The organism is Streptomyces aureus, assembly GCF_001418135.1.
In the GTDB taxonomy this organism is placed as follows: domain Bacteria; phylum Actinomycetota; class Actinomycetes; order Streptomycetales; family Streptomycetaceae; genus Streptomyces; species Streptomyces aureus_A.
Genome location: NZ_LIPQ01000382.1, coordinates 1 through 15,866, shown reverse-complemented (window position 1 = coordinate 15,866; position 15,866 = coordinate 1). Strand labels below are relative to the sequence as shown.

The window sequence follows — 15,866 nt, the reverse complement described above, 5'->3', positions numbered from 1 at the left end:
GGTGGACTACGGGGGGGTACAGCAAGGGGTGGTTCATGGGGTGTGCGACGTGCGTGCGAAGAGCCTACCGATGATCACCAACCACACACTGTAGTCGTCAACCGTTCATGTGCGGTGCGCAGTTGGCAAACTTACCCGTAGACCGGCCCGCTCTGGTATCGGCCCTGGTACGACAGGCCGAGAAGCTTCGGCCGAAACTCGATGTCGTGGTGCGGAGGGGGCGTTGAGCACCGGGAACGGAAGAGGGCGGAGGCGCTCTCACGCCTCCGCCCTCTGCGGAAATCGTCCCCGACCGGAATCCCGGGCGGGGTGCGGACCGCCCCGGTCCGCCCGCGGCCTCAGGGGGTCCGTGCCGCCTCGGGCGCACCCCGGCCGGTGTCCGTGCCGCGTTCGCCGGAGGCCCGCCCCGCCTCCGCGCCGGTGTTCGCGTCCGTGTTTGCGTCCGCTTTCCCGCGCGACACGCCGGTGAGCGAACTGTCACCGTCGGTGAGAGCCGGCGCCCTCCAGCCGCCGGAGGGGACGCGCGCGACCGCGCGCCACCAGGGGTTCTCGGACACGTGTTCGGCGCCCGGCTCGAACGGCTCGCCCGGGATGGGCAGGGCGATCCGCTGGGCTGCTCCGGCGGCGGCCTCGACGGTGCCCTCCCCCGGTTCGGCCCACGGATGCGGGGCGAGGTTGAAGGTGCCCCAGTGGATCGGCAGCATCACCCCGGCGGGCCCGCCGCCCTGGAGGTCCAGATGCGCCCGCATGCCCTCGGCGGGAGTCATGTGGATGTCGGTCCAGAACTCCGAGTAGGCACCGATCTGGATCATGGTGGCGTCGAAGGGGCCGTGGGCCGCGCCGATGTCCTTGAATCCGGAGAAGTACCCGGTGTCCCCGCTGTGGAAGATCCGGTGGGAGGGGCCCGTCACGACCCAGGAGGCCCAGAGCGTCATCTGACGGTTGCGCAGTCCGCGCCCGCAGAAGTGCCGGGCCGGGGTGGCCGTGAGCCGCAGCCCGCCGATCTCGGTGGACTCGTTCCAGTCCAGCTCGCGCAGCCGGGAGGCGGGCACTCCCCAGCGCTCCAGGTGGGCGCCGACGCCCAGCGGCACCGCGAAGACGGTGTCGGTGGTGGCGAGCGCCTTGATCGTCGGCAGGTCGAGGTGGTCGTAGTGGTCGTGCGAGATCACGACGACGTCGACCGGGCCGAGGGCGGCGAGCGGCGCGGGCACCGGGTGGAGCCGCTTGGGACCGGCGAAGGGGAAGGGGGAGCAGCGCTCGCCCCAGACCGGGTCGAAGAGGACGCGGTGGCCGTCGATCTCGGCGAGGACGCCGGAGTGCCCCATCCACGTCAGGCGCAGGCCGGTGGCCGGGGGCCTGGCCAGGTCGGCGACCGTGGTGGGGTGGACCGGGATCGTGCCGGTGGGGGCGCGGCGCGAACGGCCTTCCTTGTCGAAGTAGATCTTGGCGAACTCGACACTGGAACCCGAGGGGCCGCGTCGGGCGGGTTCGGGGTTCTGGAAGATCCCGTCCGCGAAGTTCGGCGAGCGGTGGATACGGGCGAGGCGCTCTCCCGTGGGATCCGCGCCGAAGGACTCGGGGCGCAGCGCGCGCAGCCGGGCCCGTGGCGAGCGGTCGGAGCCGGTACCGGTCACAGGACCTCCTGATCTCTGGGGGTCGTTCCATTATGGGCGGCCCGCGCCGCGAACGGTCGGGGCGGTCAGCCATACTGAACCGTCATTCAGTACGTCCGGCCGGTCCCACCGGCCTCCCGGCCCGTCCGGCACCCGGCCGGCCCGCCCCTCCGAGGAGATGTCCGATGAGTTCCGCCCCGCTGCTTTCCGTCGGCTGGACCGACCACGTGACCGGTCGCTCGGGCCATCTGGTGGTCGACCGGCTGGTGCGCGGGGTGGCCAGCGGCGGCCTGCGGATGCGGGAGGGCTGCACCGTCGAGGAGGTGACCGGGCTCGCCCGCGGGATGACCATGAAGGAGGCCCTGCACTACGACCCGAAGGCCCGGTACGTGCCGCTGGGCGGCGCCAAGGGCGGCATCGACTGCGACCCCCGCTCCCCCGAGGCGTACGGCGTCCTCGTGCGCTATCTGCGGGCGATGCGGCCGTACGTCGAGCGGTTCTGGACCACCGGGGAGGACCTGGGGCTCACCCAGGACCTGGTGGACCGCGCCGTGGCCGAGGCCGGCCTGGTCTCCTCCGTGCAGGCCGTGTACCCGCTCCTGGACGACGAGGCGGCGGCCCGCGAGCGGCTCGCCGACGCCTTCGCGATCGAGGTCGACGGCATCGGCCTCGACGAGCTGGTCGGCGGTCTGGGGGTCGCCGAGTCGGTCCTCACCGCCCTCGACCGGGCCGACCGGGCGTACGCCGGGACCCGGGTGTCGGTGCAGGGGCTCGGCACGATGGGCGGGGCGACCGCCCGGTTCCTGGCGCGCGCCGGGCTGCGGGTGGTGGCCGTGGCCGACGTCCGGGGCACGATCGTGAACCCGGACGGCCTCGACGTCGAGGCGCTGCTCGCGGCCCGGGACGCCCACGGCGCCGTCGACCGCTCCGCCCTGCGGCCCGGAGACCGCGAGGAGCCCGGGGACGCCTGGCTCGCGGCCGAGGCGGAGGTGCTGGTCCCCGCGGCCGTCTCGTACGCGATCGACGCCGGGAACCAGGGACGGATCACGGCCCGCTGGATCGCCGAGGCGGCGAACATGCCGGTGCTGCCCGAGGCCGAGGAGGCCCTCGCCGCGCGCGGGGTCACGGTGCTGCCCGACGTGGTCGTGAACTCGTGCACGAACGCCTGGTGGTGGTGGACCCTCTTCGGCGACATCGAGGCCGACGCGGACCAGGCCTTCGCCCGGGTGCGCGGGGCCATGCGGACGCTCGTCGACGGGATGCTCGACCGGGCGGAGACGGACGGCACGAGCCCGCGCGCCGCAGCGCACGCGCTGGTGGACGAGCGGCTGCCGCAGATCGCCGAGCGCTACGGCTGGTACTGAGCCCCCACCTCCACGGAGTCACTGACGATCATGCGCGCGTCACGTGCTGTGTAAGGTGCGTGGCGTGGCGAGAGTGCGGTTGAGCGTGGCCGAGCGGCGGGAGGAGCTGCTGCGGGCCGCCGTCGAGCAGATCGAGGCGCGCGGGGTCGCGGCCGTCCGGATCGCCGACGTGGCCTCGGCGCTCGGGGTGAGCAACGCTCTGGTGCTCTATCACTTCTCGTCCAAGGAACAACTGGTCGCCGCGGCGTTCGCGCACGCCGCCGAGGGCGACCTCGCCCATCTGCGCCGGCTCCTCGGGCGCCGTTCCAGCGCCGTACGCCGCCTCCGGGCCGCCGTGCGCTGGTACGCGCCGACCGGGCAGGCCAAGGGCTGGCGTCTGTGGATCGAGGGCTGGGCGGCCTCTCTCCGCGACCCCGGGCTGCGCCGGGTGTCCGCCTCCCTCGACCGGGAGTGGAAGGCGGCGCTGACCCGGGTGATCGCGGAGGGGGCCGCTGCCGGGGAGTTCCGCTGCGCGGACCCGGCGGCCGCCGCCTGGCGGCTCACCGCCTTCCTCGACGGCCTCGCCGTCCAGACGACCGCCTACGCCGGCTCCCTCTCCCGCACCGCGATGCTGCGCTGGGCCGACGCCGCTCTCGCCCGCGAGCTGAACCTGCCGGACGAGAACGGGGGCGAGGGCGAGAGCGAGGGCCGAGACCGGAGCGAGGACGAGAGCGAGAGCCGAGACCGGAGCGAGGACGAGAGCGAGAGCCGAGACCGGAGCGAGGACGACGGCATCGACTTCGGCGAGAGCACGGATACGGTCCGGGGCGGGGACGACGCGCCCTCCGTCACCTGACCACAGGCTCGGACGGCGTGGGGCCTCCTGGCCGCCCTCACCGGGTCACACCAGCTCGAAGACCCGGCGTGGGGCCTCCTGGCCGCCCTCACCGGCTTCACACCAGCTCGAAGACCGCCGAGACGGTGACCTGCTCCTCGATCTCGCCGGGGGCCATCGGGACGCTCGCCTCGTCGTGGGCGACGCCGGGGGCGGCGCCGGTACCGGGACGCACGGACTCCCCCTCGCTGAGCGAGACGAGCCGGCCGAGCCGGTGGCCGCTGAGGCGGGCGTGCTGCGCCGCCTTGTCGTACGCGTCCCGGTGGGCGGCCTCGCGTGCCTTCACCCGCAGGGCCGACGGGTCGGCGACGTCGAAGACCACACCGTTGATCCGCCCGGAGTCCCCCGTGGCGTCGTTGACGGCGCCGATGACCTGGCCGGCCCTGTCGATCTCCCGGACCTTCGCGGAGAAGGACTGCCCTGCCTGGTAGCCGGTCACCTTGCTCTCGCCCGCGGCGTTCTGCGTGTAGACCGGGGACAGCGAGAGGCTGTCGGTACGGATGTCCCGCTCGGCGATCCCCTGCTTGTCCAGCACCGCGAGAAGGGCCTCGGCGGCGGTGCTCTGCGCGGCCATCGCCTCCTTCGCGGTCTTACGGGTGGCCTCGACCCCGACGGAGAGGATCGCCAGGTCGGGCGCGGCGGACGCGCGGCCGTGACCGGTGACGGTGACCGTGGCGGGGGCCTCCGCCCGGACGGCAGGCGCGGCCGTCCGCTCGGGCGCGGCGGCCAGGGCGGGCGCCACGGTGCCGACGAGCAGCCCGCCGAGCACGGCGGTGGCGGCGAGCAGACGGGCGGTACGGACGGTGCTTGGCCGGCGGATCGTCACGGGCGGTCCCTTCGAGGCTGGGTGCCGGGGCTCCGGCGGGCACATCCCAGCACCCGTCGGCGCCGCCTCCGGTACGCCACTCCCGACCGCCGGCGCCCTTCACCTCTCCGTACCAGTCGCGCCTCCGCACGGCCGGCCGCCGCTGTCGGGAAGCCGTCCCGGGCCGTCGGCTCAGGTCTGGACGAGCGGCTCGTACACCTCGGGGCGCAGCCCGAAGGTCCAGGCGACGCCCTCCCGCGCGGTCCGGGTCGTGGGCGGGACCCGGAGCCAGTACGTGCGGTGGCTGCCGTCCGGCTCGGGCGTGGAGTTGACCACCTCCACCATCACCACGTCCTCGTCGTCGGCCAGCTCGATCCGCCACAGGACGCCGGTCTCGTCACGGTGCTCGTGCCGCGCGCCCGAGGCGGCGAGGTATCGGTCGTAGCCGTAGTACTCCAGCATCACGCGCCGCAGTTCGGCGTTCTCCTCCTCCCGTATCCGCTCGGGGGTGAGGCCGGCGAGCCCGGCGAGGAAGTCGGCGGGCACGGTCATCCCCCGCCAGGCGTACAGGGCGAAGCCGTCGGCGAAGGCCAGCGCGGGGCCGTCGCCCCGGTCGAGCCGCCCGGCCTCGTCCCGGTGCAGCTCGACGGGCCGTTCGCAGACCACGGCGACGTTCTCGTACGGCCACCACCAGCCCGCGTGTCCGGCGACGGCGGCGAGGCCCGCGAGGCGGTCGCCGTGACCGTCGAAGGCGGCGAGCCAGGCCGCGTCGTGCTGGCCGAGCACCGCGTCGAGGAGCACGAGCCGCGCCTCGGTCGCCTCCCGCCCGGAAGGCACCGGGCCGGCCGCCCCGCCGGCCCCGGAGGCGGCGGGGCCGGCCTGCGCGGCCGGACCGGCGGCGGTCGCGGCCTCCGTCACCGCGGCCCGTATCCGGTCGGCCAGGCTCCGGGTGAGGTCCCAGAGAGGGGCCCCGGTCGCCTGCCAGTGGGCGGCCCATCCGGCCGGCCCCAGGGTGTCGTGGAGCCGGCGCCGCTCCTCGGCCCACGGCCGGGTGCGCACCTCGTCCCGGACCGAACGGCCCCGGTCGTCCAGCCCCCGTACGAGCGCGACGGCGGCGAGCGGCGAGTCCGCCCAGAGCACACGCGCCGGTTCGGCGAGGCCCGCCGTGCGGTAGGCGAGCCGGACTCCGGCCTCCGCGGCGGCGCGGTCGGCGGGGCCGGTGGCCGCGGCGACGGACCGCCACTTGTCCCGTGCGGTGGTGTGGTTCATGTCGGCGTGGTTCATGTGGAAGCCCCCAGGTCTCTCTCGGTCAGTCCGCGACGATCCGGTACGCCCCGGGCACGTACTCCCGCTGACGCACCACCCGGTACCAGCCCTTGGGCAGCGGTATCGGGGCGTGCTCCTCGTGCACCACCCGGCCGCCCTCGGGCAGTTCGAGCAGCAGCGGGCCGAAGGGGCCCGGCTCCCGGACGAGCCGGCCGGGCCCGGGGACCGCGTGGGCGTGCCCGGTGACCTCGCCGAGGGCCAGGACCAGCCGGCCCCGGGCGTCCCTCGGCTCCCCCGCCGCCGCCCTCACCCGCTCCGGAACGGCCGTCGCCTCGACGGGCGCGATCAGTACGTCTCCCTGCCGGTACATGGTTCTCCCCTCCCCGTTCGGCGCGGGACGGCCGAACACGAGAACGACGCTAGAGGCCGGGTCTGACATTCGGTCCCGGTCCCGGTTCCTGGCCGGGCCCCTCGGAGGCCCACCCGCCGGAGGGCGTTGTCGGTGCCGCTTGGTAGAACTCATGGCATCAGCCGATCCACGCCGTCCGTTGCCGGGAGCGCAGTCATGACCGTTGGCCACTACCTCGAGGAATTCCACGGGCTGCCCGTGTTCCACTTCCAGGACACGGAATCGGACGCGCGGGTCGAACTGCCCGACGCCGCCGCGGTCGCCTGGCGTCTCTCGTCGCCGACCTACTGCGAGGACGACGACGAGCAGTGGGGTGCGCAGTTCGAGCGGTTCCTGAGGACGGTCGACGTGGGCCGGGTGCGCGCGCTGGTCGTCGGCGGCTGGGACGAGGCGTACGAGAACTCGTCGGCGGACATCGTCACGGCGCTCATCGGCGCCAACAACCGTCTGACCTCCCTGGAGGCGGTCTTCCTCGGCGACATGGCGGGCGAGGACTGCGAAATCTCCTGGATCATCCAGTCCGATGTGACCCCGCTGCTCGCCGCCTACCCGGCCCTGCGGGAGTTCGGGGTGCGCGGGGGCTCGGAGCTGGCCTTCCCCTCGATCCGGCACACCGGTCTGGAGAGCCTGGTCGTGGAGACCGGTGGGCTGGGTGCCGAGGTCGTGCGCGGGATCGTCGGCAGTGACCTGCCCGCCCTGGAGAAGCTGGAACTCTGGCTCGGCACCGACGAGTACGGCGGCGACAGCACGGCGGACGACCTCGCTCCGCTGCTCTCCGGCGCGGGGTTCCCCGCCCTGCGCTCGCTCGGCCTGCGCAACAGCGTGATCCAGGACGCCGTGGCCGCCGCGGTGGCGGGAGCCCCCGTCCTCGCCCGGATCGAGCGGCTCGACCTGTCGATGGGGGTCCTCACGGACGAGGGCGCGGCGGCCCTGCTCGACGGCCAGCCCCTGACCCACCTCAGCCACCTCGACCTCTCCCACCACTACCTGTCGGAGGCCATGCGGGAGCGGGTGCTCGCCGCGCTCGCCCCGCACGGCGTCGCCGTCGACCTCGACGACGCGCAGGAGGCGGACGACGAGGGCGACGGCCGGGTCTTCCGGTACGTCGCGGTCGCCGAATGACCGCCCACCCGCGCCTCGTGGTCGTCGGGGATCCGGCGGGCCGCCGCGTCGCGTTCTTCCAGGACGCGCTGCGCTCCGCCGGGCTGCCCGGGGCGCGGGTGGTGTCCTGGCCCGAGGTGCTGCGCGGTGCGGCGCGGTTCGCGGAGGGCGAGACCGTACGGGTGGACTCGCCCGGCGAGGACCCGGAGGCCGACCGGCTGCTCCGGGACGTCGACGATCCGGCGCGGGTCGAGGGCACCGGCCGCTGGTACGCGCGGTTCGTCGCCGCCACCGCGGAGCTCGCCCGGTCCGTCGCCGAGGCGGGCGCCGTGCTCGTCGACGACCCCGCCGAGCTGGCCGCGCTCTTCGACAAGCGGCTGAGCCACGGCCTGCTCCGCGCGGCCGGGGTACCGGTGCCCGAGTCGCCGACGTCAGGCCCCTCAGCCCCGGTCGTACGCGGCTGGGCCGACGTCAGGGCCCTGACCGCCGAGCCCGGACTGCGCCGGGTCTTCGTGAAGCCGGCGCACGGCTCCTCCGCCTCCGGGGTGCTCGCGGTCGAGACGAACGGCGCGGGCCGGGTGCACGCCACCACCTCGGTGGAGCGCGGGCCCGGCGGACGGCTCTTCAACTCCCTGCGGGTGCGGCGCTATACGAGCGAGCGCGAGGTCGGCGCGATCGTGGACGCCCTCGCCCCCGACGGGCTGCACGTCGAGCGCTGGCTGCCCAAGGCCGCCCAGGGCGGCCGGGCCGCCGACCTGCGGGTGGTGGTGATCGACGGACGGGCCACCCACGCGGTGCTGCGCACCAGCCGCTCCCCCATGACCAATCTCCATCTGGGCGGGACCCGGGGCGATCTGCCCGCGGCCCGGGCCGCGATGGCCGCGGCCGGCGCGCGGTGGACCGATGCGCTCGACGTGTGCGAGCGGGCCGCCGCGGTCTTCCCCGGCACCCGGTGCGTGGGTGTCGACCTGCTGCCCTCGACGGGCTGGCGCCGCTTCGCCGTGGGCGAGGTCAACGCCTTCGGCGATCTGCTGCCGGGCCTCACGGGCCTGCCCGGCAGTGGTGCCGAGGGCCTCGACACGTACGCGGCCCAGGTCTCCGCCCAGTTCCCCCGCACCCACCGACTCACCAGCGCCAGCACCAGCACCAGCACCAGCACCAGCACCAGCACCACAGGAACGAGCACCGCGTGAACCAGCCCGACATGAACGCGATCGTCGGGAGCCACGATCTGCTCCTGGTCACCCTCGACACGCTCCGGTACGACGTGGCGGTCGAGCTCGCGGCCGCGGGCCGCATCCCGAACCTGGCCCGTCATCTCCCCGGCGGCGTCTGGGAGCGGCGGCACGCACCCGGCAGCTTCACCTACGCCTCCCACCAGGCGATCTTCGCCGGATTCCTGCCGACCCCGGCCTCCCTCGGCCCGCACCCGCGGCTGTTCGCTGCGCGCTTCGCCGGCAGCGAGACGACCGCCGACGGCACCTGGGTCCACGACACCCCGGACTTCGTGTCCGCCCTCGCGGGCGAGGGCTACCGGACGGTCTGCCTCGGCGGTGTCGGCTTCTTCAACCGGCAGCCGCCGCTCGGCACCGTGCTCCCGGGGCTGTTCCAGGAGAGTCACTGGGAGCCGTCGTTCGGCGTGGCCTCCCCCACCTCCTTCGAGTCGCAGGTCGCCCGCGCCGAGGAGGTCGTGGCCGGTCTCCCGCACGAGCGGCGGCTGTTCCTCTTCGTCAACGTGTCCGCGCTGCACCAGCCCAACTGGTTCCACCTGCCGGGCGCCACCCGCGAGGCCGGCGACTCCCGGGCCACCCACGCCGCCGCCCTGGAGTACGTCGACCGGCACATCGGGCGGCTCTTCGCCGCCATGAGCAGCCGCCGCCCGTGCTTCGCGATCGTCTGCTCCGACCACGGCACCGCGTACGGGGAGGACGGGTACACCGGTCACCGGCTCGGCCACGAGGTCGTGTGGACGGTCCCGTACGCGCAGTTCGAGCTGGCCGGCCCGGAGCGGGAGGCCGTGGCATGAGCGACAGCGCCGCCCCGCGTCCGTACCGGAGCTACGTCTACGCCTACCCGCACAAGACGGCGTACCGGCCGCTCATCGACCCCGCGCCCTCGCTCGCCGCGCTCTGGCGGGACGAGCCGAAGGACGCGCTCTCCCTCTACGCGCACATACCGTTCTGCGAGGTCCGCTGCGGCTTCTGCAATCTCTTCACCCGGATCGGCGCCCCCGACGAGCTGACCACGCGCTATCTCGACGCGCTCGACCGCCAGGCCACGGCCGTCCGCGAGGCCCTCGGCGACCGGGACCCGGTGCGGTTCGCGACGGCCGCGTTCGGCGGCGGCACGCCCACGTTCCTCACCGCCGGCGAGCTGGAGCGGTTGTGCGACATCGCCGAGAAGCGGATGGGCGTGGATCTGCGGGCGGTGCCGCTGTCCGTGGAGACCTCCCCCGCGACGGCGACCGCCGACCGCCTCGCCCTGATCGCCGAGCGGGGCGCGACCCGGCTCAGCATCGGGGTGCAGAGCTTCGTGGAGGCCGAGGCGCGGGCGGCGGTCCGGCCGCAGCGCCGCGCCGACGTCGAATCGGCTCTCGGCCGGATCCGGGACACCGGCGTCCCCGTGCTCAACATCGACCTGATCTACGGCATCGACGGCCAGACCGAGGAGTCCTGGCGCTCCTCGCTCGACGCCGCCCTCGCCTGGCGCCCGGAGGAGCTGTACCTCTATCCGCTGTACGTGCGGCCGCTCACCGGCCTCGGCCGGATCACCCCCGCCGCCGACCGGGAGTGGGACGAGCAGCGGCTGCGCCTCTACCGGTACGGCCGGGACCACCTCCTCGCGCACGGCTACGAGCAGGTGTCGATGCGGATGTTCCGCAGGACGGACGCCGCACCGCTCGGCCCCGACGACTACGCCTGCCAGACGGACGGCATGATCGGACTGGGCTGCGGGGCCCGCTCGTACACCTCGGCCCTCCACTACTCCTTCGACTACGCCGTCGACATGCGGGAGATCCGTACGATCATCGACGCCTACACGGAGACCGCGGACTTCTCGCGGGCCGAGGTCGGCCGGTGGGTCGACGCCGGTGAGGCCAGGCGCCGCCATCTGCTCCAGTCGCTGCTGCAGGCCGAGGGCATGCCGGTCGCCGGGTACGAGGAACGGTTCGGCTCCTCGCCGTTCACGGACTTCCCGGCGGAGCTGGGCCGGTTCGAGGCCCTCGGCTGGCTGGACCAGGAGGCGCCGGCCGGGCTGCTCCGGCTCTCCCCGGAGGGCCTTGCCCACTCGGACGGCCTCGGCCCTGAGCTCTTCTCCCCCTCGGTGCGGGCCGCGATGGCCGCGTACGAGCCGAAGTAGGCGGCGGGCGTGCACCTCACACCTTCGCCGATCCCGGCCCCGATCCGGGCCCCGGGCACCGACCTGACACCGCCGCCGGTCCCGGGCCCGGGCCCGGACCTCATACCGCCGCCCGTCCCGGGCCAGGGCATGGACCTGACGCTGCTCTACCGCGGGCCGCTGTCCTCCTGCGACTTCGACTGTCCGTACTGCCCGTTCGCCAAGCGCCGGGACAGCCGGGAGCAGCTGCGCGCGGACCGGGCGGCGCTCGAACGGTTCACCGGGTGGGCCGCCGGGCAGACCGAGGACCGGCTGCGCGTCCTCTTCACCCCCTGGGGCGAGGGCCTGGTGCGGTCCTGGTACCGGCGGGCGCTGGTCGAGCTGTCCCGGCTCCCCCACGTGGAGCGGGTGGCGATCCAGACGAATCTGAGCTGCCGGACCGACTGGCTGGCGGAGGCGGACCCGGAGAGCGTGGCGCTCTGGTGCACGTACCACCCGGGGCAGACGCCGTACGAGCGGTTCCTCGCCAAGTGCGGAGAGCTGGCCGAGCGGGGCGTCCGCTTCAGCGTCGGCGTCGTCGGGCTCCCCGAGCACGCGGAGCACGCCCGGCGGCTGCGGGCCGCGCTGCCGGCGCACGTCTACCTCTGGGTGAACGCCGCGGAGGGGCACACGTACACGGACGCGGAGGCCGTGGAGTGGACGGGGATCGACCCCCTCTTCCCGTACAGCCGCCATCCGCACCGTTCGGCGGGGCTGCCGTGCCGGACCGGGGAGTCGGTCATCTCGGTGGACGGCGAGGGGACGGTGCGGCGCTGCCATTTCGTCAAGGCCGAGCTGGGGAACCTGTACGACGGCTCGTACCGCGCCGCCCTCCGCCCCCGGACCTGCCCCCTCGCCGTCTGCGACTGTCACATCGGCTACGTCCATCTGGAGACGCTGCCGCTGTACGACGTCTTCGCCGGCGGGGTACTGGAGCGGATCCCCGCGTCGTGAACCCACCGGCGGTCCCCTGGCCTACAGGGGCATGAGGTCGGGGCGCTTCGCCTCGACGTGGTCGCCGGAGCTCTCGCCGCGCAGCCGGCGGCCGATCCAGGGCACGAGGTACTCCTTGGCCCAGTGGATGTCGTCGCGGCGCACCTCGAGCGTGCCGCGCGGGGGCACCGGCGGCCACGCCTGGTCCGGGTCGGCCGGCACCGGCATGCCGAGCACCTGGGCCGCGCGCAGGGCGACCCGGGTGTGGCCGTCGGGCGAGAGGTGCAGCCGGTCGTCGTCCCAGGCGCGCCGGTCCTGCACGGACTTCAGGGACCAGAGGTCGAGGACCGGGCAGCCGTAGCGGTCCGCGATGGCCCGGACGTGCCCGTTGTACGTGGCGATCTTGCCGCGCAGGTGCTTGAGGAGCGTGACGCCGCGCGTGTCGAAGCCGGTGGTCACCATCACGGTGCCGACGGCGGAGGTCAGTTCGGCGACGGCGCGCTCGAAGCGCTCGGCGACCTCGTCGGGGTCCGTGCCGGGGCGGATGATGTCGTTTCCGCCGGCGCAGAAGGTCACCAGGTCGGGGGCGAGTTCCTTCGCCCGGGGGACCTGTTCCGCCACGATCTGGTCGAGGAGACGTCCGCGTACGGCCAGGTTGGCGTAGCGGAAGGCGTCGTGCTCCGGCAGCTGGTCGGCGAGCAGCACCGCGAAGCGGTCCGCCCAGCCGACGTAGGTCCCGTCGGGCCCGGGGTCTCCGACGCCCTCGGTGAAGCTGTCACCGATCGCCGCGTACGACCCGAATGCGTGCTGGTCTCTTGATCTCGAATCGTCTGCCACGGGAGCACATCCTTCCCCTTCGGATGTGACCTACGCGACCGTAAGGAGGGGTTGACGCCGGGTGACATATGCCACCGATAAAGAATTTGCCAAGCCGGAATAGAGCGGGAGCGTGCCGGAGGCCCGGCACGTGTGTGCCGGGCCTCCGAGTGACGACGGACCGTCAGATGCTCACACCGTGCTGACGCAGGGCGGAGATCGGGTCGATGTCGGAGCCGTACTCCGGCCCGGTCCGCATCTCGAAGTGCAGGTGCGGGCCGGTGACGTTGCCGGTCGCGCCGGAGAGACCGATCTGCTCTCCGCCGCTCACGGTCTGGCCGGCGGAGACGGAGATCGAGGAGAGGTGGGCGTACTGCGAGAAGGTGCCGTCGGCGTGCTGGATGACGACCTGGTTGCCGTACGAGCCGCCGTTGCCCGCGGAGTAGACGGTGCCGGGGCCGACCGCGACGATCGTGGTGCCGGTGGAGGCCATGAAGTCGACACCGGTGTGGTACCCGGAGGACCACATGGCTCCAGAGGCGCGGTACGGGGTGGACACGCCGCCGCTGACCGGGGCGAACCAGCCGGACGCGGAGGTCGCGGCGCCCGAGGACTTCGACGTCTGCGCGGCGGACGTGTCCGCGGACGGGGTGCTCGCGGCCGGGGCGGAGGAGCGCTCGCTGCTCCGGGAGGCGCGCGAGGTGTCACCGTTCTTCGCGGAGCCCTTGGGAGCGGCGGCCTTGGGCGCGGCGCTCTTGGGCGCGGCGGCCTTGGCGGTGCTCTTGGCGCCGAGGGTGAGCTTCATGCCGGGCAGGATGAGCGAGGGGTTCTCGCCGACCACCTGGCGGTTGTCCGCGTACAGCTTCTGCCAGCCACCGGCGAGGTGGTGCTCGGCGGCGATCTTCGACAGGTAGTCGCCCCGCACGACGGAGTACGTCTTGGGCGCGGCCTTCGCGGCGGCGGGCGCCGCCTTGGCGACGGCGGGGGCCTTCATCTGGGCGGCGGCGGTGACGGCCTGGCCGGGAGCGGCGGCCGGGGCGGCCTGCTCGGCGGCGTGGGCGCCGGTGGCACCGAGGAGCGGGAGGGCGACGACGGCGCCTCCCGTACCGGCGGCGGCGATTCCGCGGGTGAGGCGGTTGGACTTGATGCGGCGGTGCTTACCCTTCGCGGGCATGGCGAATTCCTCTCCGGCGCCTACGAGGTGAGCTGTCGGGTTCGGACTGGAGATGCCCGGCCGCGCTCTCACGCGGCTTCACCCCGAGCCGTCCTGCGTCGCGGGACCGGCGTACTTCGTGGGTCCCCCGCTCCTGCCACACATGGGATGAGTGGAATTCCGGACGGTGGCAGGATTCGGCGGTCCGACCGGATTGACGGTGACGCTAGACGAGGGGGTCGGCGCGAACAAGCCAATGATTTTTCCCGGCTTTCCGGGTGCGGCCTTCCACCCGGAAAGCCGGTCACCCTCCGTGGATGACGGACCCTCGATTTCCTTTTTCCGCAGGGGAATTGCTCGGGCCCGTCGGCCACGATCCGTCACTTCTATGACCCTGCTCACGCGCCCGAGCTCATCTCACCTGTAAACAGGGCGCGTTATACGCAACGCCCTAATTCGGACAGATCACCCATTCCCGTCCAGGGGGGTGCGCCATCACGCCCCCGCCTGGATGATTGCCCCTGGAACCGATCTCGCGTCGGGCACCCGAACGTCGACCATCAGGAGCATCCGTGACGCAGCAGCTGCCGCAGGTCCCGCCCATCGAAGCGAACGAACCCGAGCTGGCCGAGGTCCGCAACTTCCGGGACGTGGGCGGCCTGCCGACGACGGACGGGCGCGCCGTGCGGCCCGGCCGCCTCTTCCGCAGCGGCCACCTCGCCCACGCCACCGAGGAGGACGTCGTCTTCCTCGACTCGCTCGGACTGCACACCGTCTTCGACTTCCGGAACCTCGCCGACCGGAAGATCGAGGGCCCGGACGTCGAACTGCCGGGCGTACGGAACGTGAACATACCCCTCAACGACCCGGCCGACGGGAAGGAGTTCTGGAAGCTGGTGCGCGACGGCGACATCGAGCAGCTGCGGGACATCCTCGGCGACGGCAAGGCCGCGGCCCGAATGTCTGACTCGTACCGGAAAATGGTGGTTGAGCGGACCGTGGAGCACAGCCGGATCCTGCACTCCCTGGCCGAGGACAGTCTCCCCGCCCTGATGCACTGCGCGGCAGGCAAGGACCGCGCCGGGCTCTCCATCGCGATCACCCTGCTGGCCGTCGGGGTCGAGCGGGAGGCGATCGAGGCCGACTACGTGAAGTCGAACGACCCGCACCGCCGCTACAAGGTGCGCCGCAGCTCCACCGCCCCGGACGCGATGTCGCCCGAGGTGATGGAGCTGCTGAGCCCGCTGTTCGACGCGCGGGTGGAGTACCTGCGGGGCGCCTTCGAGACGATCGAGGCGACCTGGGGCTCGGTGGACGCCTACCTCACGCAGGGCCTCAAGCTCTCCCCGGAGACCCGCGAGCGGCTGCGCGAGCGCCTGCTCACGGAGGCGTGACCGGAAGCTACCGGTTCTGCCCGCCGAGCATGAAGAGCAGGTAGAGGAAGCCGGCGAAGAGGTGCCCGGCGACCAGATAGGCGAAGAGGCGCAGGACGAGACCCTTGGGGAACTTGCCCTCGCCTCGCTCTTCACCGGTGACAGCTCGTGACTTCTCGGACATCTCGGTCCTTTTCTTTCGAAGGAAGTTCGGGATCAGCGCCGGTGCGGAGTTCCGTCGCCGAGACACAGCTCGGCGACGGGGCTCTGCATCAGGGTGTGGACGAAGAGCAGCTCGGCCCCACCGGGGGTCGCCGCTCCGATCCGGTGCGGGGTCAGCGAGTCGAAGTGCGCGCTGTCCCCGGGATCGAGGACGTGGACGGCCTCGCCGAGCGCGAGCCGCACCCGGCCATCCAGGACGTGGATCCACTCCTCGCCGGGGTGGACGCGCACGATGTCGGCCCGGGTGGCGTACGGCACGTGGACCCGCAGGCACTGCAGGGCGCGCCCGGCGCCGCCCGCCTGGCGGTAGATCCAGCCGTCGGCCTCGACGGGTTCGGAGCGCCCGGCGCGGACGACCGGGTCGCGCTCGGGGGGCGTCTCGCCGAGGAGCTCGGAGACCGTCGTACCGTAGATACGGGCGAGGGCGAGCAGCATCGGGAGCGAGGGCTGCCGGTTCCCCGTCTCCAGGCGCGAGAGGTGGGCCGGCGAGAGGCCGGCCCGCTGGGCGGCGGCCTCCAGGGTGAGTCCCCGGCGGCGGCGCAGGGCCCGCAGCTGCGGG

At 73.5% G+C, this 15,866-nt stretch carries 16 protein-coding genes and 1 riboswitch; of the genes, 8 read left to right on the top strand and 8 right to left on the bottom strand.

Features of this window, described 5'->3' with window-relative positions; translation table 11 throughout:
- Window positions 1-338: 338 nt before the first annotated feature.
- The gene (locus AOK00_RS28135) at window positions 339-1,634 is read right to left on the bottom strand and encodes an MBL fold metallo-hydrolase (protein WP_055603058.1); all 1,296 of its coding nucleotides are present in this window, start codon (window positions 1,632-1,634) and stop codon (window positions 339-341) included.
- Between the two features lie 164 nt (window positions 1,635-1,798).
- Between AOK00_RS28135 and AOK00_RS28130 the strand changes: the two genes are divergently transcribed.
- Both AOK00_RS28130 and AOK00_RS28125 read left to right on the top strand, forming a co-directional pair.
- Window positions 1,799-2,977, top strand: a complete 1,179-nt coding sequence (locus tag AOK00_RS28130; RefSeq protein ID WP_055603057.1) for a Glu/Leu/Phe/Val dehydrogenase dimerization domain-containing protein — start codon at window positions 1,799-1,801, stop codon at window positions 2,975-2,977.
- Window positions 2,978-3,041: 64 nt separating this feature from the next.
- On the top strand, window positions 3,042-3,812 hold the full coding sequence (locus tag AOK00_RS28125) for a TetR/AcrR family transcriptional regulator (RefSeq protein WP_301554231.1): 771 nt from the start codon (window positions 3,042-3,044) through the stop codon (window positions 3,810-3,812).
- Between the two features lie 97 nt (window positions 3,813-3,909).
- Here AOK00_RS28125 and AOK00_RS28120 read toward each other — a convergent pair whose 3' ends face one another.
- From AOK00_RS28120 to AOK00_RS28110, 3 genes are all read right to left on the bottom strand, one after another.
- Window positions 3,910-4,677: an SIMPL domain-containing protein gene (locus tag AOK00_RS28120; RefSeq protein WP_055603056.1), complete on the bottom strand. Its 768-nt coding sequence runs from the start codon at window positions 4,675-4,677 to the stop codon at window positions 3,910-3,912.
- 171 nt (window positions 4,678-4,848) lie between these two features.
- Window positions 4,849-5,940: a DUF6745 domain-containing protein gene (locus AOK00_RS28115; RefSeq protein ID WP_173861652.1), complete on the bottom strand. Its 1,092-nt coding sequence runs from the start codon at window positions 5,938-5,940 to the stop codon at window positions 4,849-4,851.
- Window positions 5,941-5,965: 25 nt separating this feature from the next.
- A complete protein-coding gene (locus AOK00_RS28110) occupies window positions 5,966-6,292 on the bottom strand; it encodes a hypothetical protein (RefSeq protein WP_055603055.1) in 327 nt (108 codons plus the stop codon).
- Window positions 6,293-6,487: 195 nt separating this feature from the next.
- Here AOK00_RS28110 and AOK00_RS28105 point away from each other — a divergent pair, with 195 nt between their 5' ends.
- The 5 genes from AOK00_RS28105 (at window position 6,488) to AOK00_RS28085 (ending at window position 11,764) form a co-directional block, all read left to right on the top strand.
- On the top strand, window positions 6,488-7,453 hold the full coding sequence (locus AOK00_RS28105; protein ID WP_055603054.1) for an STM4015 family protein: 966 nt from the start codon (window positions 6,488-6,490) through the stop codon (window positions 7,451-7,453).
- Window positions 7,450-8,625 (top strand): STM4014 family protein, encoded by a 1,176-nt coding sequence (locus AOK00_RS28100; protein ID WP_055603053.1) that lies wholly within the window; start codon window positions 7,450-7,452, stop codon window positions 8,623-8,625. Before AOK00_RS28105 ends, AOK00_RS28100 begins: the two co-directional genes overlap by 4 nt.
- Before the next feature lie 11 nt (window positions 8,626-8,636).
- Window positions 8,637-9,458 (top strand): STM4013/SEN3800 family hydrolase, encoded by an 822-nt coding sequence (locus AOK00_RS28095; RefSeq protein ID WP_055603060.1) that lies wholly within the window; start codon window positions 8,637-8,639, stop codon window positions 9,456-9,458.
- Entirely contained in the window at window positions 9,455-10,792 is a 1,338-nt protein-coding gene (locus AOK00_RS28090; RefSeq protein WP_055603052.1) for an STM4012 family radical SAM protein, read from the top strand. The genes AOK00_RS28095 and AOK00_RS28090 overlap by 4 nt, the downstream gene beginning before the upstream one ends.
- 129 nt (window positions 10,793-10,921) lie before the next feature.
- Window positions 10,922-11,764: an STM4011 family radical SAM protein gene (locus AOK00_RS28085; RefSeq protein ID WP_055603059.1), complete on the top strand. Its 843-nt coding sequence runs from the start codon at window positions 10,922-10,924 to the stop codon at window positions 11,762-11,764.
- A gap of 21 nt (window positions 11,765-11,785) precedes the next feature.
- On the opposite strand, the gene AOK00_RS28080 is transcribed toward AOK00_RS28085, so the two are convergent.
- Together AOK00_RS28080 and AOK00_RS28075 are read right to left on the bottom strand one after the other, a co-directional pair.
- Window positions 11,786-12,580 carry an SGNH/GDSL hydrolase family protein gene (locus AOK00_RS28080; RefSeq protein ID WP_055603051.1) on the bottom strand — a complete coding sequence of 265 codons (795 nt, stop codon included), beginning with the start codon at window positions 12,578-12,580 and terminating at the stop codon, window positions 11,786-11,788.
- Window positions 12,581-12,743: 163 nt separating this feature from the next.
- Window positions 12,744-13,733, bottom strand: a complete 990-nt coding sequence (locus AOK00_RS28075) for a M23 family metallopeptidase (protein WP_055603050.1) — start codon at window positions 13,731-13,733, stop codon at window positions 12,744-12,746.
- A 2-nt stretch (window positions 13,734-13,735) separates the two neighbouring features.
- Window positions 13,736-13,897, bottom strand: a riboswitch (cyclic di-AMP (ydaO/yuaA leader).
- Between the two features lie 387 nt (window positions 13,898-14,284).
- Here AOK00_RS28075 and AOK00_RS28070 point away from each other — a divergent pair.
- Entirely contained in the window at window positions 14,285-15,106 is an 822-nt protein-coding gene (locus AOK00_RS28070; protein ID WP_055603049.1) for a tyrosine-protein phosphatase, read from the top strand.
- Window positions 15,107-15,113: 7 nt separating this feature from the next.
- Here AOK00_RS28070 and AOK00_RS39535 read toward each other — a convergent pair whose 3' ends face one another.
- Window positions 15,114-15,269, bottom strand: a complete 156-nt coding sequence (locus AOK00_RS39535; protein WP_173861651.1) for a DUF6126 family protein — start codon at window positions 15,267-15,269, stop codon at window positions 15,114-15,116.
- A gap of 32 nt (window positions 15,270-15,301) precedes the next feature.
- On the bottom strand, window positions 15,302-15,866 hold a 565-nt coding region (locus tag AOK00_RS28065), incomplete at its 5' end, for a helix-turn-helix domain-containing protein (protein WP_055603048.1).